Below are 25,460 nucleotides of genomic sequence, written 5' to 3'. Positions count from 1 at the left end.
GTCGCGGCGGTTGCGGTGGTGGCGGGGGTGGGGACACTCGGCCCGGCGATGGCGGACGCCTCGCCGAAGCTGCCGACGATCAGCGCGCAGGACCTGCTCGCGAAGGTGCAGACGGCGAAGGTCGACGGCCTCAGCGGCACGGTCAGCTCGAGCGCCGACCTCGGCCTGCCGGCGATCCCCGGCCTGGGCGACCGCGGCAACAGCCAGCTCACCGAGATGCTCAGCGGTCAGCACACCGCCCGGGTCGCGTTCGCGACGCCGGACAAGGCGCGCGTGTCGGTGCTCGACAACCAGGCCGAGCGGCTCTGGACCACGGACGGTACGTCCGCGTGGGCGTACGACTCGTCTAAGCTCGAGGCCACCAAGCTGACGCTGCCCTCCCACAAGAACGTGAAGCCCGGGAAGCCTGAGCAGACGGCGCCGCGGTCGTACGACCCGCAGGCCGTCGCGAAGCAGTTCCTGGACGCCATCGACCCGACCACGAACGTCGCGGTCAGCGGCACCGAGAAGGTCGCCGGCCGGGACGCGTACAAGCTGCGCCTGGTGCCGAAGACCGACAAGACCACCGTCGGTTCGGTGACGCTGGCGATCGACTCCAAGACGTGGGTCCCGCTGGACGTGACCGTGATGCAGCGGTCCGGTAGCAAGCCGGCCCTCGAGGTGGGCTTCACGTCGGTGTCGTTCGACGTGCCGTCCGCGAGTTCGTTCACCTTCACCCCGCCGAAGGGCGTGAAGGTCACCGACGAGAAGGTCCCGGCGAACCCGGGCCAGAAGCAGATCCCGAAGCAGGTCGTGCCGAACCGGGTCCTGCCGCGCAAGCCCGGTGGGCCGGGTGCCGAGAAGCCGACGGTGATCGGCAAGGGCTGGGACAGCGTGGTGATGATCAAGGGCGCCGGGACCAGCGGCCTGACCGGGAACGGTCCGCTCGCGCAACTGCTCGCGAAGGCGCCGACCGTGCAGGGCTCGTGGGGCAAGGGCAAGGTACTGACCAGCAAGATGGTGAGCGCGCTGATCACCGACGACGGCCGGGTGTTCGCCGGTCTGGTCACCCCGGACACCCTGCAGGCCGCGGCCGCGAAGGCCCCACGCTGAGCACCGAGATGGCGGGCGCGCCGGTCGTCACCCGCGGGCTGACCAAACGGTTCCACGGCGGACAGGTCGCGGTGGACGCGGTCGACCTGGAGGTGCCGGCCGGCAGCGTGTTCGGCTTCCTCGGCCCGAACGGGTCGGGGAAGACCACCACGATCCGGATGCTGCTCGGCCTGATCGCGCCGACGTCGGGCCAGGTCGAGCTGCTCGGCGAACCGATGCCGAAGGCGCACCTGCGGGTGCTGCCGCGGGTCGGCGCACTCGTCGAAGGCCCGGCGTTCTACCCGTTCTGGACCGGTCAGGCGAACCTGTTGCGGTTCGACGCCGCCGACCGGACGGCAGACCCGAAGACCCGTAAGGCGCGCGCCGGGGAGGCGCTGGAACGGGTCGGCCTGTCCAACGCGGCCAACAAGAAGGTGCGAGCGTACTCGCTCGGCATGCGCCAGCGGCTCGCCATCGCGGTCGCGCTGATGCAGGGCCGCGAGCTGCTCGTGCTCGACGAGCCGACGAACGGCCTGGACCCGCAAGGCACCCGGGAGGTGCGGCACCTGATCCGTGACCTCGCGAGCGACGGGACGACGGTGTTCACTTCGACCCACCTGCTGGCCGAGGTCGAGCAGGTCTGCACGCACGCCGCCGTGATGAGCCGTGGGAAGCTGCTCCGCCAGTCCACGGTCGCCGACCTGCGTTCGGAGCTCCGGCCGCGACTGGTCGTCCGGACGCCGGACCTCACCCAGGCGGCCGACACGTTGCAGGGCCTCGGCGTCACGGACCTGAAGACGTCCGAGGAGACCGTCGAGGGCGATCCCGGCGAGCTCCCGATCGAGAAGTTCGCGGCCGCGCTGGTCGCCGCCGACGTCCGCATCCACGGCTTCGGCCTGGAGCGGCCCAGCCTGGAGGACGCGTTCGTGGCACTCACCGGGGAGGGTTTCGATGTCGCCGAGTGAAGCGGTCGCCGAGCCGGTCACCGGCACAGTCGTCCAGCGGCCGAGCGCCGGCCGGCACACGCTCGCGCTGTTCCGGTCCGAACTGAAGCTCGTCTTCGGCCGCACCCGCACCCAGGTGGGTCTCGGCGTGCTCGCCGCCGTGCCGTTGCTGATCGGCGTCGCGATCAAGATCGCCAACTCCAACGGCGGCACCGACGGCTTCCTCGGGCAGATCGCCGGCAACGGCCTGTTCCTGATCGTCGGCAGCCTCGGCCTGTCGATGCCGTTCTTCCTGCCGACCGCGGTGACGGTCATCTCGGGTGAGTCGCTGGCCGGTGAGGCCAGCCTCGGCACCCTGCGCAACCTGCTCGTCGCACCGGCCGGCCGGTCCCGGCTGCTGGCCGCGAAGATGGTCGCGCTGATCGTGTTCTGCTTCGCGGCGACGATGACGATCTGGATCTCCGGCTTCATCGTCGGCTTCGTCCTGTTCCCGGTCGGCGACGTGCTGCTGCTGTCCGGCACGACGGTCTCGCTCGGCGAAGGACTGCTCCGGGCGTTCGGGATCGCGGTGCTGATCTCGCTGTCGCTGCTCGGGCTGGCCGCGATCGGCCTGTTCGTGTCGTCGCTGACGTCGACCCCGCTGGCCGCGATGGCGGCCACGTTCGGCACCTTCGTGATCCTCGGGATCCTGACCGCGATCCCGCAGCTGCACGCGATCCACCCGTGGTTGCTGGTCTTCCGCTGGCAGTCGTTCGCCGACCTGCTCCGAGATCCGCCGTACTACCACGAGATCGCCCGCAACCTGCTGCTCCAGGCCGGCTACGTCGTGGTCTTCTACTCGGCCGCCTGGGCACGCATCACCAGCCGCGACATAACCTAGGCCCGGTGAACCCAGACCTCGTCTCCGTACTGCGCTGCCCGGTCTGCGCGGACCGGCTCGCCTTGGACGGCCGTACGGCGAGGTGCGCGCAGGGACACGCGTACGACCTGGCCAAGCAGGGCTACCTGAACCTGTTGCCCGCGGCGTCGAACGGGATCGAGGGCGACTCGGCCGCGATGGTCGGCGCCCGTACGGTCTTCCTGGGCACCGGCTACTACGTCGCGATCCGGGACGCGCTGATCCTCGCGGCCGGACTGGGCGCAGACGACCTTGTCGTCGAGGTCGGTGCCGGTACCGGCTACTACCTGGCCGGAGTTCTCGGTACGTCGGACCGCCGGCGCGGGATCGCCCTGGACGTGTCGAAGTACGCCGCCCGCCGCGCCGCGAAAGTGGATCCGCGGATCGCGTCGGTGGTGTGCGACGCGTGGAAGGAGCTGCCGGTCGTCGACGGATCGGCCCAGGTGGTGCTGAACGTGTTCGCTCCGCGCAACGCGAAGGAGATGGCGCGGATCCTCGCACCGGACGGCCGGCTGCTCGTGGTCACCCCGAACCAGCAGCACCTGGCCGAGCTGGTCGACGTACTCGGAATGGTGAGCGTCGACGAGGACAAGGAGCGCCGCCTGCAGGACTCGCTCGACGGAGCGTTCGTACGGACGGGCAGCGAGGTCGTCGAGGAGACGATGTCGCTGGACCGGACCGCGGTGGAACAGCTGGTGCTGATGACGCCGAGCGCCCGGCACCTGAACTACCGCGATCTGCTGCAGCAGATCGCAGTCTTGCCGGAACCCACAATCGTCACGCTCTCGGTCACGCTGTCGACCTGGCGGCCGCAGTGATGCCGGCTCGAGCTCGGCACCACTGAGCTGTCAGCTCAGGCTGCGTTGCCGATGAGTTCGCGGGCGACGGTGGTGCCGTGCTTGTCGGCCTCGACGTGGGCCGCGGACTCGGAGACCTTGGAGGCGTCGATCAGTTCCTCCATGCCCGGGGTGACCGGGGCGAGGGTGAGCTCGGCGGCCGCGGTCCGGATGTTCATCCCGAAAACGTCACCGAAGATCCGCTCCAGGTACGGCGTGGCGTGGTCCCAGCCGTGCCGCGGGGTCCCCGGGCCGTAGCCGCCGCCCCGGGCGAGCGCGAAGATGGCCGGCCGGCCCTTGAGCTCGGCGTTGCCCGACAGCTCACGGTCGATCAGCAGGACGTCGATCCAGGACTTCACGTTCTGGGCGATGCCGAAGTTGTACAGCGGTACGGCGAGCAGGATCGCGTCGGCGTTGCGTACCTCGGCGGACAGTTCGGCCGCCAGCGCCTTGGCGTCCGCGAGCGGCATCCGCTCGGAGCCGGCGACCGGCTCCTGGCCCACCTGGGCGCCGGCCAACGTCGGCCACAGGGTCGCCGGCAGCGGGTGCTGTCCGAGGTCACGCCGGACCACGACACCGTCCGGGTGCTCCGCCTTCCAGGCGGCCTCCGCGCTGTCGGCCAGCGCGCGGGACACCGAACCGTCCAGCCGGATGCTGGCGTCGACGCGTAGCAGGGTGCTCATATCGGTCTGTCTCCATCAGGTTGAGGGGGCGAGCTCGGAGTTGAGCTGCTCCGAAGATAATCTGTGAAGCAGAACATATTCAAGTCAGAACGTATTCCGGGTGGCGTACGCCACGTAGGATGGGGACATGTCCAGTACTTCGCCCGAGGTCGCGACCCGTGGTACGCGCGGAGTCGAGCCCGAGGCGGCCAGTGGTGCGCCGGTGGAGGCCGATCTCGGCTGGGCGCTGGGCGTCGTCTTCCGGCAGTACGCGAAGGCGTCCGCGGCGGCGCTCGAGGGCCTGCCCGGCGGGCCGCGCGGGTACCAGATCCTCGCGACGACGAGTTCCGAGGGCCCGAAGCGGCAGCTCGACCTGGCCGCGCAGCTCGGCGTCGACCGGACCGTGATGACCTACCTGCTCGACGACCTGGAGAAGGCAGGCCTCGTGCAGCGCCGGCCCGACCCGGCGGACCGGCGGGCGCGGCTGATCGCGCCGACCGAGCAGGGGCACGAGGCGCTCTGTGACCTCGAGCGGAAGCTCCGCGCGACCGAGGACCAGATGCTCGGCATCCTCGACGAGTCGGAGCGGGCCAGCTTCCGGATGCTCCTGCAGCGGCTGGCGATGAAGGCGAACGCCATCGACCCGCTGCACAACGCCTGTACCCTCGCCGAAGCGGACGACCCCGCGAACACTTAATGCAGCGGCACGAAGCCTGACTCGTAGGCTCGGATCACGGCCTGGGTGCGGTCGCGGGCGTTGAGCTTCGACAGCACATTCGCGACGTGTGTCTTCACGGTCTGCAGACCGAGGATCAGCTCGGCCGCGATCTCGGCGTTGGACAGCCCGCGGGCCATCAACCGCAGGACCTCCTGCTCGCGCTCGGTCAGCTGGTACTGGTCGAGTCCGCTCGGCGCCGGCGTACCGGCGTGGGCGAGCGCGAGCGTCCGGATCGCCTCCGGGAACAGCAGCGACTCGCTCCGCGCGACGGTCCGGATCGCCGCGATGATCTCGTCCGGCGGCGTCCGCTTGAGCAGGAACCCGGACGCCCCGGCGCGCAGCGCGTCGTACACGTAGTCGTCGTTCTCGAACGTGGTCACGACCAGCACCCGCGGCGCCGGGTCGAGGTTGTCCAGCAGCAACCGGGTCGCCTGGATCCCGTCCACCGCGGGCATCCGGACATCCATCAGTACGACGTCCGCCCCGGTCCGCCGGACCAATGGGAGCACCTCCGCGCCGTCACCCGCCTCGCCGACGACCGCGAGGTCCTCCTCGGCGTTGATGATCGCGCGCAGACCACTCCGGATCAGCGGCTCGTCGTCGACGACAACCACGGACAGGCTCATGTCACCCCTTCGTCATGCTGACCGGCAGCCGTACGGCCAGTTGCCAGCCCGGGCCGTCCGGGAGGTCGATCGGGCCCGCGTCGACGGAGCCTCTCAGTACGGTGACTCTTTCACGGATCCCGGCCACGCCCCGGCCGCCGCCGGAGTGGTCGGACCTGCCGCTGACCGGATTCGTCACGGCCAGGCGCAGGCCGGAGGCGTCGAGGCAGATGGACAGGCGGACGGCGAGTTCGCCGGCCGGGCGGCCCGCGTGCCGGATCGCGTTCGTCAGCCCTTCCTGGACGATCCGGTACGCCTCGCGGGAGACCGCGGCGGGCAGCTGGCCGAGGTCGCCGGAGCGTTCGACGTCGATCGTGATGCCACCCGCGCGGGTCGCCTCGACCAGCCGGTCCAAGCCGCCGAGCGTCGCCTGCGGTGCGGTCCGGGCGCCCGGGCGCCGGTCGTCCCGGAGCAGGCCGAGGACGTGGTCGAGGTCCGCGAGCGCCGCCCGCGCGGACGTCTCCATCGCGGCCAGTGCGGTCTCGGCGAACGCCGGGTCGCTGGCCAGCACCCGGCGCGCGGCGGCGGCCTGGATCGTGACCAGGCTGAGCGCGTGCCCGACACTGTCGTGCAGCTCGCGGGCGAGACGGTTGCGTTCGGCAAGCGTCGCGGTCTGCTTCTCGAGCAGCTCGATCCGCTCCGCGGCGGTCGGCCCGAGCACCTGCGGCGCCAGGTACGCGAGCAGCGCGCCGACCGCGGCCGCCAGCAGGAACAGTGCCGCGAGCATGCCGATCGCCGCCAGTGGCATCCACAGGTCGGTCCAGTCGCCACGGACGTCGTACTTCCAGCCCGGTACGACGTCGCGTGCGCCGGGGGAGCGGAACGGGGCCGCGAGCCAGATCGCGCCAAGGCCGAACACGATCGTGCTGAGGACGCCGATCAGCCCGCCGGCGAGCAGGTGCAGGCAGAACCACACCGTCGTCCGCCGCCGTTGCGCCCAGGTCCGGGACGGCCCGAGCGGCCGTTCCTCGAACCGGACCGCGAGCAACGACTCGACCGCGATGCCCTCGACCTCGCGGACCGCGGGCAGCAGGCCGAGCGCGACCGGCGGCAACAGGCCGAGCACCACCCAGAGGATGCCGGTGGCAACCTTCGGCAGGTCCAGGTCGGCGACCACCGCGCCGAGCGCGCTGTCGACCAGGATGAACGCGAGCACCAGCGCGGCGCCGAGCAGCAGGTAGACCCAGCGCAGGTACGTCGCCGGCCGCCAGAGCTGACTGATCACCCGCACAGGTACATCCTGTCAAAGTCCGCGCGTCGCGGCCTCCCTCCCCGGAGTGAGCGCAGGGAAACCCTCGATCGCCGGCCCGGGACGTGGGCTGAGTCACCGGAAAGTTGAGTGTTTACGCAAATTTGACGCGGGCACGCCGGGTTCGGCCGTCGTGGGCGTCGCGATCTGCTGCTCAGGCAGGTACGGTCTGTGGTCGGGGCGGGTGCCCGTCCGGCTACGGACAGGTATGGGGGAGCTCCAGGACAGGTGGCCGGCAAAGGACTGCGAGGACCCGGTGCGGCGGACGTTAAGACCCCGTGAAGTCCCCGCGGACGGATTGACCACCTTTCTGCATTTGATGTTTGATCAAATATCGGGACGAGAGAGGTCGATATGAGGTTGAGGCGTTCCGTCATCGCCCTGATGGCGGTCCTGGGGCTCGCCGTGGTGAGTGCGTGCGGCGGCGGTGACGACAAGGCGTCGGGCGGCGACAACGGGTTGCAGAAGGTCAGCTACCTGACGTCGTTCAACACCTTCGGTCGCGAGGCGTACGCGTATGTCGCGCTGGACAAGGGTTACTTCAAGGACGCCGGTTTCGACGTCAAGATCACGCCCGGCAGCGGAACGGTCGACGTGATGAAGCTGGTGGCCGGCGGTCAGGCCGACTACGGCATCGGCGACTTCACCGCGTTCGCGATCACCCTCGCCAAGCAGAAGCTCCCGGTCACCTCGGTCGGCATGATCCACCAGCGGTCGATGGCGGCGATCATGTCGCTGGAGGGCCTGGGCATCAACACGCCGAAGGACCTGCCGGGCAAGACGATCGGCGACCAGCCGGGCTCCACCAACACGGTGATGTTCCCGGTCTACGCCAAGGCGGTCGGGATCGACGCGAAGTCGGTCACGTTCCTGCCGTCGCCGCCGCCGGGGCTGCCGACGCTGCTGGCGTCGGGCAAGGTGCAGGGCATCGGCCAGTTCGTGGTCGGTGAACCGCTGATCGCGAAGGCCGACAAGGAGAAGCACCGCAAGGTGATCACGCTGCCGTACGGCGACAAGGTGCCGGACCTGTACGGGAACACGATCATCACCCGCACGGACCTGGCCAAGGACCACCCGGACCAGGTGAAGAAGTTCACCAACGCGCTGCTCAAGGGCCTGCAGGACACGCTGGACGACCCGGCCGCCGCGGCCGCGATCATGAAGAAGTACGTGCCGGACATGGACCTGGACGTGGCGACCCAGGAACTCAAGATCATGCAGACCTACATCAAGCCGAAGAACTTCGACGGTCCGCTGGGCGACGTCACGCAGGAGCGGGTGCAGAAGATCATCTCGCTGCTCAAGGAGTCGAACATCCCGATGGGTTCGATCAGGCCGGACGACCTGGTGACGATGAGCCTGGCTCCCAAGAGCTGACGGCAGAGCTGCGGTAAGGAGTACTGGAACCGGATGATTCGCCTGGACGGTGTGGGACAGGTCTTCGACGGACGCGAGGGCCGGGTGACCGCCCTCGAGAAGATCGACCTGCACGTTCGCGGCGGCGAGTTCGTCACGCTGATCGGCCGGTCCGGCTGTGGCAAGTCCACGCTGCTCCGGCTGATCGCGGGACTCCTCCCGCCGACGTCCGGCACGGTCCAGGTGGCGGGCGAGCCCGTCACCGGGCCCCGCCAGGACGTCTCGTTCATGTTCCAGCGGCCGGCGCTGCTGCCCTGGCGTTCGGTGTTGTCGAACGTGATGCTCCCGGTCGAGATCGACCGGGGGACCCGCGACAAGGCGTCGTACCGGGACCGTGCCCACCAGCTGCTCGAACTGGTGGGCCTGCACGGGTTCGAACGGCGGCTCCCGCACGAGTTGTCCGGCGGTATGCAGCAACGGGTGTCGCTGTGCCGGTCGCTGATCCGCGACCCGCAGGTGATGCTGATGGACGAGCCGTTCTCCGCGCTCGACGCGCTCACCCGGACCGAGCTGTCCGAGGAACTGCAACGGATCAAGATGGAACTGTCGACCACGATCGTGTTCGTCACGCACTCGATCGAGGAGGCCGTGGTGCTCGCCGACCGGGTGGTCGTGCTGACACCGCGGCCCGGCCGGATGCGGGAGGTCGTCGACATCGGCATCCCGCGGCCACGGAGTCTCGGCAACCTCGGCCAGAACGCGCACCTCACCGAGGTCGCCGAGATCAGCGGCCGGCTGCACGCACTGCTGGCCGAGAAGGCGCCGTCGGCCCCGCAGGAAGGGCGCCCGGTGGACGAGGTGCGGGCGCGATGAAGCGGAAATCCTGGCTGACCGCCTCCCCGGCGGCGGCCGTCCTGTTGCCGGTCGTCGGCCTGCTCGCGGCGATCGGGCTGTGGTGGGGCGCGACGATCGTGTTCTCGATCCAGTCGTACCTGCTGCCGACGCCGTGGGACGTGGTGGTCAAGCTCTTCGACCAGCCCGGCGAACTGCTGGCGCACACCGGTACGTCGCTGCTCGAGACGATCGAGGGCTTCCTGCTGGCGATCGTGATCGGCGTACCGATCGCGCTGGTGATCGTCCGCTCGGTGATCCTCGAGCGGCTGGTGTACCCGCTGCTGCTGATGGTGAACTCGATCCCGAAGGTGGCGGTCGCGCCGCTGCTGGTGATCTGGATGGGCTTCGGGCAGTGGCCGAAGGTCGTGATGGTGCTGCTGATGTGCTTCTTCCCGATCGTCATCTCGACGGCGCAGGGGATGAAGTCGACGCCGACCGAGCTGGTCGAGCTGATGCGGTCGCTGAACGCCAGCCGGGCGCAGGAGTTCTTCAAGCTCCGGCTGCGGTACGCGATGCCGCAGATCTTCACCGGGTTCAAGGTGGCGATCTCGCTCGCGGTGATCGGCTCGGTGATCTCCGAGTTCGTTGGTGCCACCAAGGGTCTGGGGTACGTCATCCAGCAGTCCGGCGCGAGCGCCGACACGACGCTGGCGTTCGCCGCCATCACGCTGCTGAGCGTGATGAGCATCGTCCTCTTCTACGCCCTGGCCCTCCTGGAGCACCTGCTCCTCCCGTGGGCACAGGAGAAGCGATGACGGCTCAGGCCTCGGACGCGGATCGTCGCGTGCTGGTGCGGCCGGAGTGGTTGGAAGCCACTGTCGCCGCCGTGTTCACCGCGGTCGGGTTCGACTCCGGTGACGCCGGCGAGATCGCGGCCGCGCTGGTCGAGGCGGATCTGCGTGGCGTCAGCTCGCACGGCGTGATGCTGGTGCCGATGTACGTCGAACGCCTGAACGCCGGCGGTGTCACCCGGGAACGCGAGCTCGACGTGCTGTTCGACGCCGGCGCCGCGATGGTGGTGGACGCCCGCGGCGGGATGGGCCAGCTGTCCAGCCCGCAGGCGATGGGGCACGCGATCGAGCGCGCCGGGCGGCACGGGATCGGCGTCGTGTCGGTCCGCAACGCGCACCACTTCGGCGCCGCCAGCCGCTGGGCGATGCAGGCGGGCGCGGCCGGGTGTATCGGTATCGCGATGTCGAACACCACGCCGTTGATGCCCGCGCCAGGCGGCGCCGAGCGGCTGGTCGGCAACAATCCGCTGGCGATCGCCGTGCCGACCACGGGCGGCGTGGAAATCGTGCTGGACATGGCCTTGTCGGCCGTTGCCCTGGGCAAGATCCGGCTGGCGGCGTCGGCCGGGCGGCCGATCCCGGACACCTGGGCGACCGACCCGTCCGGTACGCCGACCACCGACCCGGACGAGGCCGTCCTGGGCATGCTGCTGCCGGCCGCGGGCCACAAGGGTTTCGGTCTGGCGCTGATGATCGACGTCCTCACCGGCGTACTCAGCGGTGGCGGCTGGGGCGACCAGGTCCGCCCGCTGTACCGGGAGCCGGACCGGCCGAACGACTGTGCCCACCTGTTCCTGGCGATCGACCCGGAGTTGATGGGTGGCGTCGAGGACTTCCGCCGCCGGTCGTCCGGGCTCGCAGCCCGGGTCCGGGGGAGCGCGACCGCGCCGGGCGTGAACCGGCTGTACCTGCCGGGCGAGATCGAGGCCGAACGGGCCGCGCAGCAACGGCGGAACGGCGTACTGATCGAGAGGTCGGGACTCGACGGGCTGCTGGCGGCCGCGCGCGCGGTCGGTGCCGTCGTACCGGCGGGAGGGGTGTTGAGCTGATGCCGAAGACGCAGGTTTCCACCGACGCGTTGCGGAGCCCGAACGGGGTGTTCTCGCAGGCGACCACGGTCGAGGCGACCGGACGGCTGGTGTTCGTGTCCGGGATGACCGCGCGCCGGCCGGACGGCGGTATCGCCGGGATCGGGGACGTCCGGGAGCAGACCCGCCAGGTGTGCGAGAACGTGAAGGCGGCGGTCGAGGCGGCCGGCGGCACCCTCGAGGACGTGTGCCGGGTCGACGTGTACGTCCGCAACATGGAGGACTTCGCCAAGATCCACGAGATCCGGGCGCAGTACTTCACCGAACCCTTGCCGGCCTCGACCATGGTCGAAGTCAGCAAGCTCGCCGATCCTGACTATCTGATCGAGATCTCCGCGATCGCGGTGGTCTCATGACCGGGGGTGATGTTCGTGCGCGGTGTCGAGTGGACCTGAGATGAAGTACGTGATGGTCGAGCATGCCGGGGCTGTGGTGCCCGGCGTGCTCGCCGGGAATTCCGTCAAGTTGCTGGCGGCAACTGATCTGACGGAGCTGATCGGCGGCGACGTTTCTGTGCTGGGTGAGATCCCTTATCGGGAAGCGGATCTGCGGGCCCCGTTGCGGCGGTTCCGGCGGGACATCCTGTGTACCGGCTGGAACTACTGGGACCACTTCGAGGAGAGCAAGGGCAAACGCGAGGGCCAGGACGTGGACCGTCCGGAGCACCCGACGTTCTTCACCAAGGGCCCGGACGTGGTGATCGGCCCGTACGACGACATCGCCTGGGACCCCGCGATCTCCGCCAAGTGGGACTACGAGGCCGAGGTTGCGCTGGTGATCGGCAAGACCGGCAAGAACATCCCCGTGGCCGAAGCGCTCGACCACGTCTGGGGTTACACGCTCGCGAACGACGTGTCCCAGCGGGACCTCCAGCGTGCGCACGGCGGACAGTGGCTGAAGGGCAAGAGCATCGACGACACGATGCCGCTCGGCCCGTGGATCGTGACCGCCGACGAGGTGGGCGACCCGCAGGACGTCCACCTGCAGTGCTTGGTGAACGGCGAGGTACGACAGGACGCGTCGACCAGGCAGATGGCGTACGACGTCGCCACGCTGATCAGTGAACTGTCTTTCGGTATGACGTTGCGCCCGGGTGACCTGTTGCTGACCGGTACGCCGGCCGGCATCGGCAACGCCCGTGAACCGCAGGTGTTCCTGCAGGACGGCGATCTGGTCGTCACTCGCTCCGACAAGCTGGGAGAGCTGCGCAACAAGGTGGTCCGCGCATGAGTGGTCCGTTGGAACTCCTGCCAGGTGGTGGCAAGAGTGGACGTCGTACGCTCGCCGAGCATGCGGCTGCCGAGCTGCACCAGCTGATCCTGTCCGGTGAGCTGCCCAGCGGTACTCCGTTGCGCCTGGTGGAGCTGGCCAGCCGGCTGGAGATGAGCCAGATGCCTGTGCGTGAAGGGCTGCGCCGGCTGGAGGCGCTCGGGCTGGTGGAGATCATCCCGCACCGCGGTGCGTGGGTACGCGACCTGTCGTTGGCGGACCTGCGGGACACGCATGAGACGCGGCTGGCGTTGGAGAGTCTCGCCGTACGTGCAGCTGCTGCTCGTTTCACCGAAGAGGACCTGGCAAAGGCAGCGGCTGCCCTGGCCGAGCACTTGCGGCTCTCGCGGGCTGAGGACTCTGCGGGTGCTCGTGATGCGCACGCGGAGTTCCACTTCGCGATCTACCGGGCCAGTGGCTCGCAGTGGTTGCCGCGGGCCATCGAGCCGGTCTGGCAGAACAGCGAGCGGTACAGGTTCGGCAGTCGCCCGACCGCGTTCTTGATCGAGCGGAGCCGGCAGGAGCACCAGGCGATCCTGGATGCCTGTGTGGCCCGCGACCCGGACGCGGCGGAACAGGCGTTGCGCAGTCATCTGGCAGGTGCGTTCCAGCGCATCACCGAGACCATGACCTCGAAGCAGAAGGACCTGTCATGAAGGCGACCTTCGACGCGAGCGGTGAGGTCGTGGTGATCACGGGCGGTGCGCAGGGTATCGGTGCGGCGCTGGCGAAGGCCGTGAACGCTGCCGGCGGTACTGCGGTGGTCCTGGACGTCGCCGTACCACCTGAGGGCGTCGCTCACGTCGAGGTCGACGTCGCGGATCGGGCGGCGGTCACGGAGGCCGTCGCTCAGGTGCTGTCGCAGTACGGGCGGATCGACGGGCTGGTGGCCGGCGCCGCGGTGCAGCCGCGCTCGCTGGTGCTGGAGCTGGATGCGGCCGAGTGGACGCGGACGTTGCAGGTGAACCTGGACGGGGTCGTCTGGGCGTGCCAGGCGGTCGTACCGCACATGGTCGAGCGGCGGTCCGGCTCGGTGGTGGTGTTCACGTCCGGGATGGCGTCGACGGGCTACCCGGGCGCTGCGGCGTACGCGGCGAGCAAGGCGGCGCTGGTGGCGTTCGCGAAGACCTTGGCGGCCGAGGTGGCCGCGGACCGGGTCCGGGTGAACGTGGTCGCGCCAGGCGTGATCGACACCGAGCAGTTCCGGGGAGCGAACGCGGGTGCGGACCGGGAGCACTGGCAGGACACCATAGGTATCGGCGACCCCGACGACGTCGTCGGGCCGTTGCTGTTCCTGCTGTCGGACGCCGCCGCGATGACCGGGTCGGTACTGACCAGGGAACGTGCCTTTGCCAAGCTCACGGACTTTGTGGAGTGATCTGTGACTGAACAGCTTCCTGTGGCGGTAGTAGGTGCCGGGCCGATCGGCCTGACCACCGCACTGGGTCTGCAGCACTACGGCATCCCGTACGTGCTGCTGGAGGAGGACGCCACGCTGTCGTCCGACACCAAGGCGGGTACGACGCTCAGCCGGACGCTGGAGATCTGGAACCGGTACGGCGCCGTCGACCGCATCCTCGGTGCCGCGCTGCGGATCGACGAGATCGGCGACATCGACCGGGCCACCAACACGCCGCGGGCCTCGGTGCAGCTCGCCGAGCTGGTCAACGACACGCAGTTCCCGTTCGTGATCAACCTGCCGCAGCAGAAGATGGAGCCGCTGCTCGCGGAAGCCCTGTCCGAGCCGGTACGGACGCAGCACCGGATGACGTCGTTCGAGGTCCGCGACGACCGCGTCGTACTGCAACTGGAGACACCGGACGGGCCGCAGGAGCTGGAGGCGTCGCACCTGCTGGCCTGTGACGGCGGACGCTCGCGGGTCCGCGACGCGCTCGGTGTGAAGGTCGTGGGGGAGACCCTGCCCGAGCGGTACATGCTGATCGACGTCGTGGTCGACCTGGACGTCGACAACGCCAGGGACTATCCGTACCTCGCGTACTTCGCGGACCGGTCGGAGTGGATGGTGCTGATCCGGCAGCCGGACAACTGGCGGTTCCTGTTCCCGCTGGCCGCGGGTGCGGACGCACCGGACGACGAGGACCTGCTGGTCAAGGTGAAGCAGTTCATCGGCGAGGTGGACCGGATCGAGCTCCTGGGCTCCGTCGTCTACAACGTGCACCACCGGGTCGCGGAGCAGTGGACTGTCGACCGCAGGGTCTTCCTGATGGGCGATGCCGCGCACTTGATCACACCGATGTGGGCGCTCGGCTTGAACACCGGTGCGTTGGACGCGTCCAACCTGCCGTGGCGGCTGGCTTGGGTTCTGCGCGGCTGGGCGTCTCCTGAGTTGCTGGACGGGTACGAGCGTGAGCAGCGGCCGGTGGCGATCGAAGGCTCGGGCGAGATGGCGGAAGCGGCTCGCAAGTACATGTCCTTCCAGCGCGGTGCTGTCACGGAGAACACCGGTGCCTGGGCCACGGCGTACAACCGGACGCTGCTGAGCGTACGGCTCGACGTCGAGGGCGTCGGCGACTGGTCGATGGTGGCCACGTCCGCTGCGCCGCCCGTGGTTCGGGCCGGCGACAGGGCGCCGGACCTGGTGCTGCAGAGCCCGACCGGTCGTACGACGATCCACGACCTCTGCAAGGACTCGTTCGTCGCGCTCTACTTCACCGACGTACGCCGTCGCCCGGAGATCCCGGCGAACGGTTCGCCGGCGTTGCGGCACTACGCGGTGTCCAGGTGGGACGCTCCGCACGACTCCGGTCTGCGTGACCGGGCCCTGTTCGACCCGGGCAGTGTCACCACCAACCGGTACGGCGTACCGCCCGAGAGCGTCGTACTGATCCGGCCGGACGGCCACATCGCCGCCGTGGCCCCTCTCGGCCCGGGAGTGGCTGAGGAACTGTACAAGCACGTCACGGGTCGGGAGGTGCCATGAGTTTCGACGTACCGCTGCGGGAGATCCTGTTGCAGACGGACGACCTCGAGTGGGTGGAGAAGTCGCTGGACGGCCTGTCCCACAAGATGCTGTGGCGCGACCCGGAGACCGAGGCGTCGATCGCGCTCGTGCGGTTCGAGCAGGGGGCCGGCATCCCGTCGGAGCACAAGCATGCCTCGAACCAGTTCATGTTCTGCCTGTCCGGCCGGTACGTGTACCTGCCGACCGGGACGACGCTGACCAAGGGCAGCTTCTACTGGAACCCGAAGGGCGTCGTCCACGGCCCGACGCGGGCGGAGGAGACATCCGTGCTGCTCGAGGTGTACGACGGTCCGCACTACCCGGAGCGTCCGGACTTCTACGACAACGACGAGGACGCGCGCTGACATGGCCGGCTGGGACGTCCACACCCACCTGATTCCGCCGACCGTGCTCGCGGCGGCGCATCGGGGTGAGTACGGGCTGTCCGTCGACAGCGGTTCGCTGGTCGTCGGCAGCGACCGCCTGCCGTTGGGCAAGCTCGCCGACCCGGCCGCACTGCTGCACTGGATCTCCGCACAGGGCCTGGACGGTGCAGTGGTGTCCGTGCCGCCGGCTCTCTACCGGTACGACGCTGGGCTTGAGTGGGTCGAGCTGGTGAACCAGGGGCTCCGGGAGCTCGCCACACCCCAGCTACGGGTGCTGGGGCACCTCCCACTGCTCGACCCGGCTGCGCCGGGGGTTGCTGCCGGGCTGGCGGGCGAGGGTGTCTTCAGTGGCTTCGCCATCGGTACGCCGAGCTACGCCGGGCTGGATCCGGTGTGGCGTGTGCTGGACGCCGCCGAAGCGTTCACGCTGATTCATCCGGGTGCCAGTGACGACGAGCGGCTTGATTCGTTTTACCTGTCGAACCTGTTGGGGAATCCGTACGAGACCGGAGTGGCGGCGGCTTCGCTCGTCTTCGCGGACGTGCCGGGGCGGTTTCCGGGGATCCGGTTCTGCCTGTGTCATGGGGGTGGTGTGACGGCGGCCGTTGCCGGCCGGTGGCAGCGTGGGATCGACACGGCCCGGCCGGGCGTCCGGCCGGTGTCCCTGCCGGTGGCCGAGGCGCTGCGCCGGTTCTACGTCGACGACCTGGTGCACGACGACGCCGTACTGGAACTGCTGACTTCGACGTTCGGTGCCGAGCGGGTACTGGCCGGGAGCGACTGGCCGTTCCCGATGGGCACCGACCAGGTGTCTGCTGCGCGGTCCGCAGCGGCTGGGGAACTCACCCGGCCGCTGGCGAAGGAGGTCTCCGCGGAGTGAGACGCGCTGTTCGTCTGGTCGGGGTTGTGATCAGATATCAAATCGTGGGGAACGGGGTAGAGCTGTGAGTGCACGGGGGACTGTGTTACGAAGCCATGGGCCTAGGGTGCAGCTGAAGACCGAAGAGGTCGAGCTGACCGCGGGACCGGGTGAGACGTTGGTGGAGATGCGGCTGGCCGCGGTGACTCCACTGGACCGTTCGACGTTGGCCGGTGAGTTGCCGTGCACGCCGTTCGTTCCGGGCTCGGAGGGCACCGGCGTCGTGCTCAGCTCGGACGTGGCCGAGCCCGGTGCGGCTGTCGTCGTACGAGGTGAGGGCGTCGGCCTGACCCGGCAGGGCGTGTGGGGCAGGTACGCCGTCGTACCGAACGCCGCGGTCCATGCACTCCCGTCGTCGCTGGAGCCTGCTGCGGCGCTTGCCTTGCTGACGCCTGCGTTGACGGCTCATACCGCGGTACGTCGAGTAGCCGGCGTACTGGAGGGGGAGACCGTCGTTGTGACCGGGGTATCCGGTCTGGTCGGGCGGATGTGTGCTGCGGTCGCACGGGCTGCGGGAGCGGCCAAGGTGATCGGTCTGGTCTGGGTGGACGACTCGGTCGACACTGCGACGGCCCTGGTCGACCAGATCGTCCGTGTGGACGGGCTGGGGCAGGTGGGCCGGGAGATGCCTTGGTGCGACGCGGTCGTCGACACCATGGGCGGTCCGGTCACCGGCGGAGTGCTCGGGAACGTCTCGCCCGGCGGGCGGATCGCCGTACTCGGTTTCAAGGCCGGCGAGTTCACCACGATCGACCTGCACCAGTTGATCGGCCGGGACCTGCGCGTACTGCCGGTGAACCTGCAGCGCACGTCGCTGGCTCCGGACGCGGTCGGACAGGCCCTGGCCGACATCGCTTCGGCGACCTGGCGAGCGGACTACGACGTGGTCGGCGCGGACCGGATCGGCGAGGTGCTGGACCGCCAGGCGGGCCGCGTCCTGCTCGACCTGACGGCACTCCCGGTGGGCTAGACCACTTGTATTTGCTGGGCAATCCGTCGTCGAAAGGCCGCAGATACCCAGTGGGCAGCTACGGTACCTCCAGAGCTGAATAGGAGAGAGGCAGCCCGCTACTGATGATCCGACGACTCGAGCTCACGCCTGGGGGGCCGACCGGCCGTCGTACGCTCGCCGAGGAAGCCGCCGCCGAGCTGCACGAGCTCATTCTGTCCGGCGAGCTGCCCAGCGGTACGGCGCTGCGGCTGGAGGAGCTCGCCAAACGCCTGGACATGAGCCAGATGCCGATCCGCGAAGGGCTGCGCCGGATGGCGGCACTCGGACTGGTCGAGATCGTTCCGCACAAGGGCGCATGGGTGCGCGAGCTGTCGATGGAGGACCTCCGCGACACCCACGAGACCCGCCTGGCGCTCGAGTCGCTGGCGGTCCGCGCGGCCGCGACCCGGTTCTCCGACGCCGACGCGACGGCCGCCCGCAAGGCGCTGGCCGAACACGTCCGGCTGTCGAAGCTCGGCGACAACATCGCCTCCCGGCAGGCGCACACCGAGTTCCACTTCTCGATCTACCGGGCCGGCGGTTCGCGCTGGCTGCCGCGGGCGATCGAGCCCGTGTGGCAGAACAGTGAGCGCTACCGGTTCGGTTCGAGGCAGACCAAGGCCCGGATCGAGCAGACCCGGCGTGAGCACCAGGCGATCCTCGACGCGTGCCTGGCCCACGACGAGGACCGCGCCGAGACCGCCCTGCGCGAACATCTCGAAGGAGCCATGCAGCGCATCACCGAGACGATGGAACGTCGCTCGGCCAAGAAGTGAGCTCTTCGAACCGGTCCTGCTGCCAGCCGGTCGCGTCGAACACTGCCCGCAACAACAGACCGTCGCTGCTTGCCCTGTGTGCTTTCAGGAGTTCTCGGAGCGGCTGGCTGCCCAGGCCGTCGTAGTACGCATCCAGTGCCTGCCGTCTGCGCTGCTCGGAGGCTCCACTGATCTCCTCCAGTGCTACGTCGCAGCCTTTGACGTGCCCTGAGCCGACCTGCTGACCTGGTGCGAGCTGCTGGACGAGCTGCTCACCTGCTCGTACGTCCTGCGCTCTGAGGCGTGCGCCCAGTGCTCGGTACGGGACGCGTTGGACTGCTTGTGAGATGGCGATGTGGTCCGGGTGACCTGTCAGGCCGTCACGGCCCACAGTGAGGATCAGCTCGGGCTGGAGCTCCTTGGCCGCAGTCTCGACTGCTGCGGCCACCTCTTCGAGCGGTGCGGCTGCCAGCGTGCGTGAGCTGTTGCGGCCACCGTCGTCGATCCACTGGTCCGCTGCGCCGAGCCAGTCCCACTCGGCGATACCTAGTAGTGCGCAGGAAGTGGAGAGGTGGTCCGACGCTCCGTGCATACCGGCGGTGGCAACACGCAGTACGACGTGCCAGCCCTGTTCGTTCAGCACCGAGGTGGCCGCTCCAGTGGCGAACACCTCGTCGTCAGGATGTGCGTGGACGACCAGGGCCGTACGCATCAATCAGCCAGGCGAGCGGGGAACCCGCCGGTGGCGATCGGGCTCCAGCGCTCCGGGGTGATCCGGATCAGGCACTTGCCCTGCTTCACCATGGCCTCGCGGTACTCGTCCCAGTCCGGGTGCTCGCCGGAGATCGCCCGGTAGTAGTCGACCAGCGGCTCCACCGCGTCCGGCAGCTCGATCACCTCGCCGCTGCCGTCCACCTGCACCCAGGCGCCGTTCCACTCGTCCGACAGCACCATCACACTGGCCTTGCCGGCCCGCTTCACGTTCGTGCTCTTCGCGCGCTCCGGGTACGACGAGATGACGATCCGGCCCTCGGTGTCCACCCCGCCCGAGACCGGCGACGCCTGCACCGTCCCGTCCGCTCTCGTCGTCATCAGCAGCATGTGGTGACGCGGCCGCACGAACTCCAGCAGCCCGTCCAGCTCGACCTTCGTGTTGGTGGCGATTGTCCTTGGCATTCCGTCCGCTCCACTTAGAAGTAGTGAGCGGGACCGCCAGGAGCTACAACCTCCGGACGGTCCCTCGACGGACTGGAGGGTCCGACGTGAGTCAGACGTTACCGAACACCGAGAAGTTGATGAGCAAGTGCGACGCCTGCGGGGCGCCGTGCCCGGACGGCCGGCGGTTGTGCGGCAACCCGGAGAACGAGTTCTGTGCCGCCGAGGAGACCTACCCGCTCGGGTACGACCTGGGCGTCGAGGAAGGCTGGCGGATGCGTGAGGCCGAACTGGACGGCCTCGAGGACGCCATGGGCAAGCTCATCGCCGAGATGGGAAGGCTGCTCGCGGATCTGAGGGCCGGGCAATGAGCGCCGAGGTCACAGTGACTCGAGGGGAGTTGTCACGGGTACGCGAGCTGATCCAGGAGGCGCTGACCGAGTTGGACGGCCTGATCGGGCGCGAGACCACCGAGCCGCCGAGGTGGACCGACACCGGCAGCGGACCGGGCTACGAGGAACCCCGATGATCGGCGAGGTGATCCGGGTCAGCATGACCTTGCTCGAGCAGGTGCTGATCATCGGCGGCGCGTTCGTCGCCGGCTTCTTCGGAGGCTGGTGGACCCGCGGGCAGTAGTGAGCACTTGACGCACTAAGAACACTAAGACACACTAACGACATGACGAACACTGAGAAGGCAAGCCCGATCGAGGTCTGGCTGCGGCAACGAAACATGGCGATCGACTGCACGGTCGTCCACGAAGACGAGTCCACACAGGAGTTGGACGTGAACTCACTCTCGATGCGTGGCGCTCAGCGGGAGATGACCGGCTACCTCATCAAGCAGGGGTACCAGCCGGTCGGCCGCTGGGAGGTTGAGAGCTTCGATGAAGACCGCGGAGAGGCCGGCGAGACGTCCCGGAAGTTCAAGCTATCCAGGGCCTAGCTGGATCACTACACGCATGAGACGGCCCCCCTGGTATACCGCCACGGGGGCCGTCTCATGCGTGTAGGTCGGGGGGGATCAGTCGAACCCGAGCGGCCGACCACCATTGAGGCGCTTCAGCCGTAGCAGCGCCTGCTGGACCTCGACGGCGGTGGTCATGGGGTTCTTCGCGCCGTCGATGTTGATGGTGACGTTCTGGATCACCATCGCACCGGCGCCGACACCGGCACCAGGAACTCCGCCTCGCCGCTGCATCCGTGATCCCGGTAGCGCCGTGTTCGCGAGTTGTGCAGCAGCCTTGCCGACGGTGGGCAGCTCGCGGACCATGCCACCGGCGAACCCGAGTGTCGCCATTGAGCCGTGCCAGCCGAGCACCTTGGACGGCGAGTGGATGCCGAGGTCGTGCTTGATCCTGGTGACGATCTGGGCGGCCAGTTTCGCGGACGCCGCGTCGAGCGCCTTGGTCTTGGCCAGGAGGCCGTTCACGAGGCCCTGAGCGCCGTTCACGCCTGCCTGGTACAAGTTCTTCGAGGTGGCGTCTCCCAGGCCCGCAGCGGCGCTGCTGATGTTCGACTGCAACCGGTTGATCGTGTTGAAGGTGTTGGCGTTGCCGGACAGCAGCGCCGCAGCGATGCCGCCACCCTGCTCGACACCTGCCTCGGCGATCTGCTGGTACGTCGTGTTGTTGAGTCCGCGTTTCTTGAGCTGAGCGAGGTTGGCCGCGAACTGCTGGGTCCTGCGCAGGTTCTCGGTCATCTGCGCGATGATCCCGGATGCGGTGAGTTGCCCACCCTCCGGAGCCTGCACACCCGCGATGTTGTTGAAGCTCATCGCGGCATCGGTGATCTGCTTCTTGAAATCGTCGCGCACCTGTACGGCAGCGGCGAGCCTGTCGCGTGCCGCCGCCAGCTGTCCGGCGACCTTGGCGCGCAGGTTGGCGTAGACCTCGAGCCGCTTCGTGCCGGCGGCCAGCGCGTTGGCGAGCTTCTTGTCGCCACCGGTGACGGCCTTGATCATCGCGGCGACAACGGCGGACTCCCGAGCGATGTCGCTCGCGGTACCCGCAGCACCGGCACTCGCGAAGCCGTGGCTGAGTTCTGTACGGATCTGGCGTGTAGCGCGCGCAGTTAGGACGTAACCGGCCTTCCTGGGCACGATCAGCTCCGGGCCGTGCTCACCCACCACATACGGCTTCCCGGCGCTCACAGGGCCACCAGAGGCACGGCGGCCGACACTTGACGGGTTCGTGAGGTTGACGCCCTTGGTGCTGTAGACCGTGGTGATGGTGATCGTCGTCGTTTTGCTCGCCGGTACCGACGCCAGCGCGGCCTTCGCCTTCGCGATCCCCGCCTCAAGGTCCGCGATCCTGGCCTTGAGCTGCGCCTGCTTCGTCGCCGTCAGGTGCGGATCCGCGAGTTGCGCCTTGGCGGACTTCAGCTTGGCCTCGAGGTCGGCCTTGTTCGCCTGCAGCTTCGCGGTCCGCGTCACGCTTGGAATGGCGATCATGCTGGCCGCCATCGCACGCGCCTGCGGGATCGTGTAGCCCATCTGGGTCGCAAGCTTGATGAACGCGGCACGCCCCGTCGTCGCGGCTTGGGCTGCCCTGACGTTGCCGTCACCGGCCTTGAGCATCGCGTCACGCTGGGCGCCTGCCGCCTGGGCCACCGCGAGCAGTGACCGCTGATTGTCGCGGCCCTTCTGGGTCAGGAGATCGTGTGTCTTGCCGTTCGCCTTGACGGCCGCCGTCGCGTCAGCGACCGCCTGTGCGTAGTCGACCTGAGCACCCGACAGCGTCAGCAGCAGACCGGACATCCGGTTCAGTCCGCCGATCAGCCGGTCGGTCGCGGCGCTCTGGCGTGCGAACGTTGTGGCCAGCACCGCGGAGGGTCCGGTGGCGGCCTTGATCGCGGCGGCGGTGGTGAACAGCGCGCTAGCGAACGTCGTGGTGGATGTGGCCGCCGACTTGGCCTGTCCGGGGAACTGGCGATCGATCGCCCACTTGATGCCGTCCGCAACCTTGCCGAGCCCCTGCGACAGCAGATCGAGCGGACCGATCACCAACTGGACCGCGCCACGCAGGAATCCCATCGCCGCCGTCACCGCCGAGATACCGGTGAGCCGCTTGAACGCCGCGTCGGCATCGTTCAGTGACGTGACCAGGTGCAGCAGGTCACCGACGATGTTCCCGGCGGCACGGGCGAAGTCGGCCAGCGCGGTCGGGCTTTTCTGCACCGAGTCACTCAGCTTGATCAAGCTCGTCGACAGCTTCCCGAACACGTCGTTCAGTGCCGGACCCAATGCGCCGAGCACAGCCTTGAAAGCGCCTGCTAGCGGCTGGATCGCCGGGGCCAGTTTGCCGAGCGCGCGCCCCAGTTGATCGCCGAAACCGGCCAGCGCCGGACCCAGGGTCTTGAAGGCTGCGGCCAGCTCTGGCTTGAAGGTCGCGAAGGTCCGGCGGGCGACCATGCTCATCGCTACGAGCGATGCCTCGAATGGCTTCGAGATGGTGCGCATCGACGCGCCGAGGTCGGAAGCCGTCTTGGACCAAACCTGCTTCACGACCTGCGACTCGGCCGCGAACTTCAGCCCGATCGCGGACAGCCCCGCGCCTGCACCCGCAACGAGGCCGGAGGCAACGACCGCACCCGCAGGGACTGCGGCAGCCTCTACGGTGGCGATGATGCCGGCAATCAGCGCCGGACCGACCACCGGAGTCTTCAAGGCGCCCTGCAAGCCGGAACTGAAGAGTTCGCCGCCTTCCTGGCCGGCCTTCTCGAAGTCCTTGGCCCCGGCGCCCAGCCAGCGCGCAATCGACTTGACGGCCCGCAGCGCAGCAGGTCCCGCCTTCTTGGCCTCGTTGTCGAGGACGTCCCCGAGGCTTTTCGACGCCTTCAGCGTCGCATCGCCGGCGATGGCGGCCTCACGGCGCGCCTTGCTGAGACCCTTCTCCGCAGCAACAACCTGCGCCGCCTTTGCCTTCGCGTTGCTGCGCACATCAGCAAGACGCGCCTCGGCCACTTGGACCTTGTCCAGTGCGTTCGACTCGGCGTTGTGTGCCTTCGTCAACGCGTCAGAAGCCTTCGCGGCCTCGGCGGAGATCTTCGAGTTCTTCTTCATCGAAGAACCCGCCTTGTCCGACGCGGCAGCAACCTTCGCGAACTGCGCCGCCGTGCTGTCGGCGCCACGGGCAACGATGTCGATGGCGAGGGTCGAGCTCATCGGCAGTCCTTCCATGAAGGGTTTGCCCGGGTCGGCGCAGGTCGGCCGGCCACTCGACTGGCCTTTGGGCCGCCTTCGGCCCTATCCGCGGCGAATGGAGAAGAACCGCGAGGGGCGACGTTGACGCCGAACCCGGACAAGATCATCAGCTCCAGATCGCAACCGCGGTCGTGAAGCTCGGAGACGTACCGCCCGGCAGCGCCCAGGACACACGCGCGTAGATGGCGCGCGAAGGCACCGTCAGCAGCGTGACACCCACCGCCGACAAGGTCGGGAAAGTCTCGTCGCTGTTGGCGGCGAGCCAGGTCGTGCCGTCGACGGAGAACTGCAGTTTCGGCACCAGGGTCGGAGTCGTACCCGACACGGCGGTGATGGCGACGGCCGCGTACACGGGACCGCCGACGTTGCCGAACGGCTGAACCGACGCGGTCGCGGTGTTACCGGCTGCGGTGATGGTGCCGGTGAATACTGCGCCGGTGGCGATGGCAGTCATGAATCCTCCCGCAGCGCCCGCACGACGGCCAACGCCGCCCGCGCGTTGCCGCCGCGGGTCAGCCATTGTTCGACCTGGTGGGTCTTCACCTTGGAACGGACCCAGGCGGCACGCTCCTCACTGAACCGGGTGCCCGGAGGCTCACCCCAGCCCGCCGGAAAGTCCCCACCGTGGCGCTGTGCCGCCGTTTCTACATCGCCGATCGCTGCCTCCTAGCGCTTCCGCGCGGCCCTCGCCGCGTATTCGTTGATCGTTGCCAATGGCAACGACCAATTCAGCGGGATAGTTTCGGTCGCCCCGGCTGAGTCATACGTGACGGTCTGCACTTCGTCGCGGATCTCGGCCGGTGCCGTGGCCCAGGCCGCACGGGCCTGCTCCAAGCCCCAGTTCACTGCTGCTCCCGCCGCCTCGTCGGCGCCGCCGAACCACGGCTGACCGGCATGCTCGGCCGCGAACGTCTTCCGAGCACGGTCGAACTCGTCATTAACACGCTTCTGGAGCGCCTTCACCGCGTCCGCATGCTCAACCCGACGGCGCTGCTCGGACTCGGCATACGCCCGCTCGGCCGCACGGCGCTTCTCGGCGATTGCGTACGCCGCCTCCAGTGAGACGCTCGGCCTGTCCAGGAAGTCCGGCAGCACCTCGACGCTGGTCAATCCCGACCAGGCCTTGATCTCGGCGGCGGCCATCCGCTCCAGGCCGAGCTCGGCCAATGTGACTCGCGGTTCGTGCTTCATGCTGCGATCCTCTTATTTACGGTGGATTTACGGCGCGGTGAGCAGTCCAGGCATCGTGACCTTGGCCGACCACGACCCACGGGGAGAGGCAAAGGTCCACCGCACAAGGAGCAGTTGCCGTCCTGCCTCAGTAGCGCGTCGGCGACCTCTCCCGGGACGTGGGAAAGATTCGACCCTTCCCGCGCCATCTCACGGACCAACCAGCGCAGCAGCAGGATCGCCCTGCCGACCCGCAGATCCGGCGTCATCAGATCAGTTCCTCATGCCAGGCGCAGTCCGGCGGGTTCTCGATCTCGGCCAGACCCTCGTACTCCGGATGCTCGGCGTGCCACACATCCCACGCCGCCCAGAACTGACACGTCGGATGGCAGCCACCAGGCCAATCGGCCGGGTCGTAGCGCAACAGGTGGTCCGGTGGCGCACCCTGCGGCCTCGGCGGCCTACGGCGCTTCATCGC

Annotated in this window: 30 protein-coding genes; 21 read left to right on the top strand and 9 right to left on the bottom strand. The window is 68.7% G+C overall.

Annotated elements, in window-relative coordinates; genetic code table 11:
- Positions 1-27 precede the first annotated feature (27 nt).
- The 4 genes from ACFYRU_RS24150 to ACFYRU_RS24135 are packed head-to-tail and all read left to right on the top strand — an operon-like array spanning position 28 to position 3,731.
- The gene (locus ACFYRU_RS24150) at positions 28-1,092 is read left to right on the top strand and encodes an outer membrane lipoprotein carrier protein LolA (RefSeq protein WP_387662554.1); all 1,065 of its coding nucleotides are present in this window, start codon (positions 28-30) and stop codon (positions 1,090-1,092) included.
- A gap of 8 nt (positions 1,093-1,100) precedes the next feature.
- The gene (locus ACFYRU_RS24145; RefSeq protein ID WP_387662552.1) at positions 1,101-2,036 is read left to right on the top strand and encodes an ATP-binding cassette domain-containing protein; all 936 of its coding nucleotides are present in this window, start codon (positions 1,101-1,103) and stop codon (positions 2,034-2,036) included.
- The gene (locus ACFYRU_RS24140; RefSeq protein ID WP_387662551.1) at positions 2,023-2,895 is read left to right on the top strand and encodes an ABC transporter permease; all 873 of its coding nucleotides are present in this window, start codon (positions 2,023-2,025) and stop codon (positions 2,893-2,895) included. Before ACFYRU_RS24145 ends, ACFYRU_RS24140 begins: the two co-directional genes overlap by 14 nt.
- Positions 2,896-2,900: 5 nt before the next feature.
- Complete coding sequence (locus ACFYRU_RS24135) at positions 2,901-3,731, top strand: putative RNA methyltransferase (RefSeq protein ID WP_387662550.1); 831 nt, start codon at positions 2,901-2,903, stop codon at positions 3,729-3,731.
- A gap of 35 nt (positions 3,732-3,766) precedes the next feature.
- Here ACFYRU_RS24135 and ACFYRU_RS24130 read toward each other — a convergent pair whose 3' ends face one another.
- On the bottom strand, positions 3,767-4,432 hold the full coding sequence (locus tag ACFYRU_RS24130; RefSeq protein WP_387662549.1) for an FMN-dependent NADH-azoreductase: 666 nt from the start codon (positions 4,430-4,432) through the stop codon (positions 3,767-3,769).
- A 127-nt stretch (positions 4,433-4,559) separates the two neighbouring features.
- On the opposite strand from ACFYRU_RS24130, the gene ACFYRU_RS24125 reads away from it, so the two are divergent.
- Entirely contained in the window at positions 4,560-5,108 is a 549-nt protein-coding gene (locus ACFYRU_RS24125) for a MarR family winged helix-turn-helix transcriptional regulator (protein ID WP_387662547.1), read from the top strand.
- Here the strand turns inward: ACFYRU_RS24125 and ACFYRU_RS24120 are convergent.
- Positions 5,105-5,755 carry a response regulator gene (locus ACFYRU_RS24120; protein WP_387662545.1) on the bottom strand — a complete coding sequence of 217 codons (651 nt, stop codon included), beginning with the start codon at positions 5,753-5,755 and terminating at the stop codon, positions 5,105-5,107. The genes ACFYRU_RS24125 and ACFYRU_RS24120 overlap by 4 nt on opposite strands.
- A 1-nt stretch (position 5,756) precedes the next feature.
- Complete coding sequence (locus ACFYRU_RS24115; RefSeq protein ID WP_387662543.1) at positions 5,757-7,025, bottom strand: sensor histidine kinase; 1,269 nt, start codon at positions 7,023-7,025, stop codon at positions 5,757-5,759.
- A gap of 372 nt (positions 7,026-7,397) precedes the next feature.
- Between ACFYRU_RS24115 and ACFYRU_RS24110 the strand changes: the two genes are divergently transcribed.
- The 13 genes from ACFYRU_RS24110 (at position 7,398) to ACFYRU_RS24050 (ending at position 18,475) form a co-directional block, all read left to right on the top strand.
- The gene (locus ACFYRU_RS24110) at positions 7,398-8,420 is read left to right on the top strand and encodes an ABC transporter substrate-binding protein (protein ID WP_387662541.1); all 1,023 of its coding nucleotides are present in this window, start codon (positions 7,398-7,400) and stop codon (positions 8,418-8,420) included.
- A 33-nt stretch (positions 8,421-8,453) separates the two neighbouring features.
- Positions 8,454-9,272 carry an ABC transporter ATP-binding protein gene (locus tag ACFYRU_RS24105; protein WP_387662540.1) on the top strand — a complete coding sequence of 273 codons (819 nt, stop codon included), beginning with the start codon at positions 8,454-8,456 and terminating at the stop codon, positions 9,270-9,272.
- Positions 9,269-10,048 carry an ABC transporter permease gene (locus tag ACFYRU_RS24100; RefSeq protein WP_387662539.1) on the top strand — a complete coding sequence of 260 codons (780 nt, stop codon included), beginning with the start codon at positions 9,269-9,271 and terminating at the stop codon, positions 10,046-10,048. The genes ACFYRU_RS24105 and ACFYRU_RS24100 overlap by 4 nt, the downstream gene beginning before the upstream one ends.
- Positions 10,045-11,133 (top strand): Ldh family oxidoreductase, encoded by a 1,089-nt coding sequence (locus ACFYRU_RS24095; protein ID WP_387662538.1) that lies wholly within the window; start codon positions 10,045-10,047, stop codon positions 11,131-11,133. Before ACFYRU_RS24100 ends, ACFYRU_RS24095 begins: the two co-directional genes overlap by 4 nt.
- Entirely contained in the window at positions 11,133-11,528 is a 396-nt protein-coding gene (locus ACFYRU_RS24090; protein ID WP_387662536.1) for a RidA family protein, read from the top strand. The genes ACFYRU_RS24095 and ACFYRU_RS24090 overlap by 1 nt, the downstream gene beginning before the upstream one ends.
- Before the next feature lie 40 nt (positions 11,529-11,568).
- Positions 11,569-12,402, top strand: coding sequence for a fumarylacetoacetate hydrolase family protein (locus ACFYRU_RS24085; RefSeq protein ID WP_387662534.1), 834 nt, complete (start codon positions 11,569-11,571; stop codon positions 12,400-12,402).
- Positions 12,399-13,097: a GntR family transcriptional regulator gene (locus tag ACFYRU_RS24080; protein WP_387662533.1), complete on the top strand. Its 699-nt coding sequence runs from the start codon at positions 12,399-12,401 to the stop codon at positions 13,095-13,097. Before ACFYRU_RS24085 ends, ACFYRU_RS24080 begins: the two co-directional genes overlap by 4 nt.
- Positions 13,094-13,819 (top strand): SDR family NAD(P)-dependent oxidoreductase, encoded by a 726-nt coding sequence (locus ACFYRU_RS24075; protein ID WP_387662531.1) that lies wholly within the window; start codon positions 13,094-13,096, stop codon positions 13,817-13,819. Before ACFYRU_RS24080 ends, ACFYRU_RS24075 begins: the two co-directional genes overlap by 4 nt.
- Positions 13,820-13,822: 3 nt before the next feature.
- Positions 13,823-15,382 carry an FAD-dependent monooxygenase gene (locus tag ACFYRU_RS24070; protein WP_387662529.1) on the top strand — a complete coding sequence of 520 codons (1,560 nt, stop codon included), beginning with the start codon at positions 13,823-13,825 and terminating at the stop codon, positions 15,380-15,382.
- Positions 15,379-15,768, top strand: a complete 390-nt coding sequence (locus ACFYRU_RS24065) for a cupin domain-containing protein (RefSeq protein ID WP_387662527.1) — start codon at positions 15,379-15,381, stop codon at positions 15,766-15,768. Before ACFYRU_RS24070 ends, ACFYRU_RS24065 begins: the two co-directional genes overlap by 4 nt.
- A gap of 1 nt (position 15,769) precedes the next feature.
- Complete coding sequence (locus ACFYRU_RS24060) at positions 15,770-16,669, top strand: amidohydrolase family protein (protein WP_387662525.1); 900 nt, start codon at positions 15,770-15,772, stop codon at positions 16,667-16,669.
- 106 nt (positions 16,670-16,775) lie between these two features.
- Positions 16,776-17,678: an alcohol dehydrogenase catalytic domain-containing protein gene (locus ACFYRU_RS24055; protein ID WP_387662523.1), complete on the top strand. Its 903-nt coding sequence runs from the start codon at positions 16,776-16,778 to the stop codon at positions 17,676-17,678.
- A 104-nt stretch (positions 17,679-17,782) separates the two neighbouring features.
- Complete coding sequence (locus ACFYRU_RS24050) at positions 17,783-18,475, top strand: GntR family transcriptional regulator (RefSeq protein ID WP_387662522.1); 693 nt, start codon at positions 17,783-17,785, stop codon at positions 18,473-18,475.
- Here the strand turns inward: ACFYRU_RS24050 and ACFYRU_RS24045 are convergent.
- Both ACFYRU_RS24045 and ACFYRU_RS24040 read right to left on the bottom strand, forming a co-directional pair.
- Positions 18,438-19,166, bottom strand: a complete 729-nt coding sequence (locus tag ACFYRU_RS24045) for a PIG-L deacetylase family protein (RefSeq protein ID WP_387662520.1) — start codon at positions 19,164-19,166, stop codon at positions 18,438-18,440. The two genes, ACFYRU_RS24050 and ACFYRU_RS24045, sit on opposite strands and share 38 nt — an antisense overlap.
- On the bottom strand, positions 19,166-19,630 hold the full coding sequence (locus ACFYRU_RS24040) for a PPOX class F420-dependent oxidoreductase (RefSeq protein ID WP_387662519.1): 465 nt from the start codon (positions 19,628-19,630) through the stop codon (positions 19,166-19,168). Before ACFYRU_RS24040 ends, ACFYRU_RS24045 begins: the two co-directional genes overlap by 1 nt.
- Before the next feature lie 86 nt (positions 19,631-19,716).
- Here ACFYRU_RS24040 and ACFYRU_RS24035 point away from each other — a divergent pair, with 86 nt between their 5' ends.
- From ACFYRU_RS24035 to ACFYRU_RS24025, 3 genes are all read left to right on the top strand, one after another.
- Entirely contained in the window at positions 19,717-19,980 is a 264-nt protein-coding gene (locus tag ACFYRU_RS24035; RefSeq protein WP_387662517.1) for a hypothetical protein, read from the top strand.
- Complete coding sequence (locus ACFYRU_RS24030) at positions 19,977-20,138, top strand: hypothetical protein (RefSeq protein WP_387662515.1); 162 nt, start codon at positions 19,977-19,979, stop codon at positions 20,136-20,138. The genes ACFYRU_RS24035 and ACFYRU_RS24030 overlap by 4 nt, the downstream gene beginning before the upstream one ends.
- 149 nt (positions 20,139-20,287) lie before the next feature.
- Positions 20,288-20,554, top strand: coding sequence for a hypothetical protein (locus ACFYRU_RS24025; RefSeq protein WP_387662513.1), 267 nt, complete (start codon positions 20,288-20,290; stop codon positions 20,552-20,554).
- 78 nt (positions 20,555-20,632) lie between these two features.
- Here ACFYRU_RS24025 and ACFYRU_RS24020 read toward each other — a convergent pair whose 3' ends face one another.
- The 4 genes from ACFYRU_RS24020 to ACFYRU_RS24005 all read right to left on the bottom strand — a co-directional run bounded on the left by ACFYRU_RS24020 (position 20,633) and on the right by ACFYRU_RS24005 (position 25,457).
- Positions 20,633-23,773, bottom strand: a complete 3,141-nt coding sequence (locus ACFYRU_RS24020; protein WP_387662512.1) for a hypothetical protein — start codon at positions 23,771-23,773, stop codon at positions 20,633-20,635.
- A gap of 145 nt (positions 23,774-23,918) precedes the next feature.
- Entirely contained in the window at positions 23,919-24,266 is a 348-nt protein-coding gene (locus ACFYRU_RS24015) for a hypothetical protein (RefSeq protein WP_387662510.1), read from the bottom strand.
- Between the two features lie 212 nt (positions 24,267-24,478).
- Positions 24,479-25,003, bottom strand: coding sequence for a hypothetical protein (locus ACFYRU_RS24010; RefSeq protein WP_387662508.1), 525 nt, complete (start codon positions 25,001-25,003; stop codon positions 24,479-24,481).
- Positions 25,004-25,250: 247 nt separating this feature from the next.
- Complete coding sequence (locus ACFYRU_RS24005) at positions 25,251-25,457, bottom strand: hypothetical protein (protein WP_387662507.1); 207 nt, start codon at positions 25,455-25,457, stop codon at positions 25,251-25,253.
- Positions 25,458-25,460: the final 3 nt, after the last annotated feature.

Source organism: Kribbella sp. NPDC004536, assembly GCF_042873835.1.
In the GTDB taxonomy this organism is placed as follows: Bacteria; Actinomycetota; Actinomycetes; order Propionibacteriales; family Kribbellaceae; genus Kribbella.
This window is presented reverse-complemented; position numbering and strand designations above follow the sequence as displayed.

Coding starts and splice junctions, on each gene's coding strand:
- ACFYRU_RS24105 (WP_387662540.1), top strand. CDS start 8,454: ATGATTCGCCTGGACGGTGTGGGACAGGTCTTCGACGGACGCGAGGGC.
- ACFYRU_RS24075 (WP_387662531.1), top strand. CDS start 13,094: ATGAAGGCGACCTTCGACGCGAGCGGTGAGGTCGTGGTGATCACGGGC.
- ACFYRU_RS24085 (WP_387662534.1), top strand. CDS start 11,569: ATGAAGTACGTGATGGTCGAGCATGCCGGGGCTGTGGTGCCCGGCGTG.
- ACFYRU_RS24045 (WP_387662520.1), bottom strand. CDS start 19,166: ATGCGTACGGCCCTGGTCGTCCACGCACATCCTGACGACGAGGTGTTC.
- ACFYRU_RS24110 (WP_387662541.1), top strand. CDS start 7,398: ATGAGGTTGAGGCGTTCCGTCATCGCCCTGATGGCGGTCCTGGGGCTC.
- ACFYRU_RS24005 (WP_387662507.1), bottom strand. CDS start 25,457: ATGAAGCGCCGTAGGCCGCCGAGGCCGCAGGGTGCGCCACCGGACCAC.
- ACFYRU_RS24095 (WP_387662538.1), top strand. CDS start 10,045: ATGACGGCTCAGGCCTCGGACGCGGATCGTCGCGTGCTGGTGCGGCCG.
- ACFYRU_RS24030 (WP_387662515.1), top strand. CDS start 19,977: ATGAGCGCCGAGGTCACAGTGACTCGAGGGGAGTTGTCACGGGTACGC.
- ACFYRU_RS24125 (WP_387662547.1), top strand. CDS start 4,560: ATGTCCAGTACTTCGCCCGAGGTCGCGACCCGTGGTACGCGCGGAGTC.
- ACFYRU_RS24090 (WP_387662536.1), top strand. CDS start 11,133: ATGCCGAAGACGCAGGTTTCCACCGACGCGTTGCGGAGCCCGAACGGG.
- ACFYRU_RS24060 (WP_387662525.1), top strand. CDS start 15,770: ATGGCCGGCTGGGACGTCCACACCCACCTGATTCCGCCGACCGTGCTC.
- ACFYRU_RS24010 (WP_387662508.1), bottom strand. CDS start 25,003: ATGAAGCACGAACCGCGAGTCACATTGGCCGAGCTCGGCCTGGAGCGG.
- ACFYRU_RS24145 (WP_387662552.1), top strand. CDS start 1,101: ATGGCGGGCGCGCCGGTCGTCACCCGCGGGCTGACCAAACGGTTCCAC.
- ACFYRU_RS24120 (WP_387662545.1), bottom strand. CDS start 5,755: ATGAGCCTGTCCGTGGTTGTCGTCGACGACGAGCCGCTGATCCGGAGT.
- ACFYRU_RS24050 (WP_387662522.1), top strand. CDS start 17,783: ATGATCCGACGACTCGAGCTCACGCCTGGGGGGCCGACCGGCCGTCGT.
- ACFYRU_RS24080 (WP_387662533.1), top strand. CDS start 12,399: ATGAGTGGTCCGTTGGAACTCCTGCCAGGTGGTGGCAAGAGTGGACGT.
- ACFYRU_RS24015 (WP_387662510.1), bottom strand. CDS start 24,266: ATGACTGCCATCGCCACCGGCGCAGTATTCACCGGCACCATCACCGCA.
- ACFYRU_RS24040 (WP_387662519.1), bottom strand. CDS start 19,630: ATGCCAAGGACAATCGCCACCAACACGAAGGTCGAGCTGGACGGGCTG.
- ACFYRU_RS24020 (WP_387662512.1), bottom strand. CDS start 23,773: ATGAGCTCGACCCTCGCCATCGACATCGTTGCCCGTGGCGCCGACAGC.
- ACFYRU_RS24100 (WP_387662539.1), top strand. CDS start 9,269: ATGAAGCGGAAATCCTGGCTGACCGCCTCCCCGGCGGCGGCCGTCCTG.
- ACFYRU_RS24065 (WP_387662527.1), top strand. CDS start 15,379: ATGAGTTTCGACGTACCGCTGCGGGAGATCCTGTTGCAGACGGACGAC.
- ACFYRU_RS24140 (WP_387662551.1), top strand. CDS start 2,023: ATGTCGCCGAGTGAAGCGGTCGCCGAGCCGGTCACCGGCACAGTCGTC.
- ACFYRU_RS24025 (WP_387662513.1), top strand. CDS start 20,288: ATGACGAACACTGAGAAGGCAAGCCCGATCGAGGTCTGGCTGCGGCAA.
- ACFYRU_RS24130 (WP_387662549.1), bottom strand. CDS start 4,432: ATGAGCACCCTGCTACGCGTCGACGCCAGCATCCGGCTGGACGGTTCG.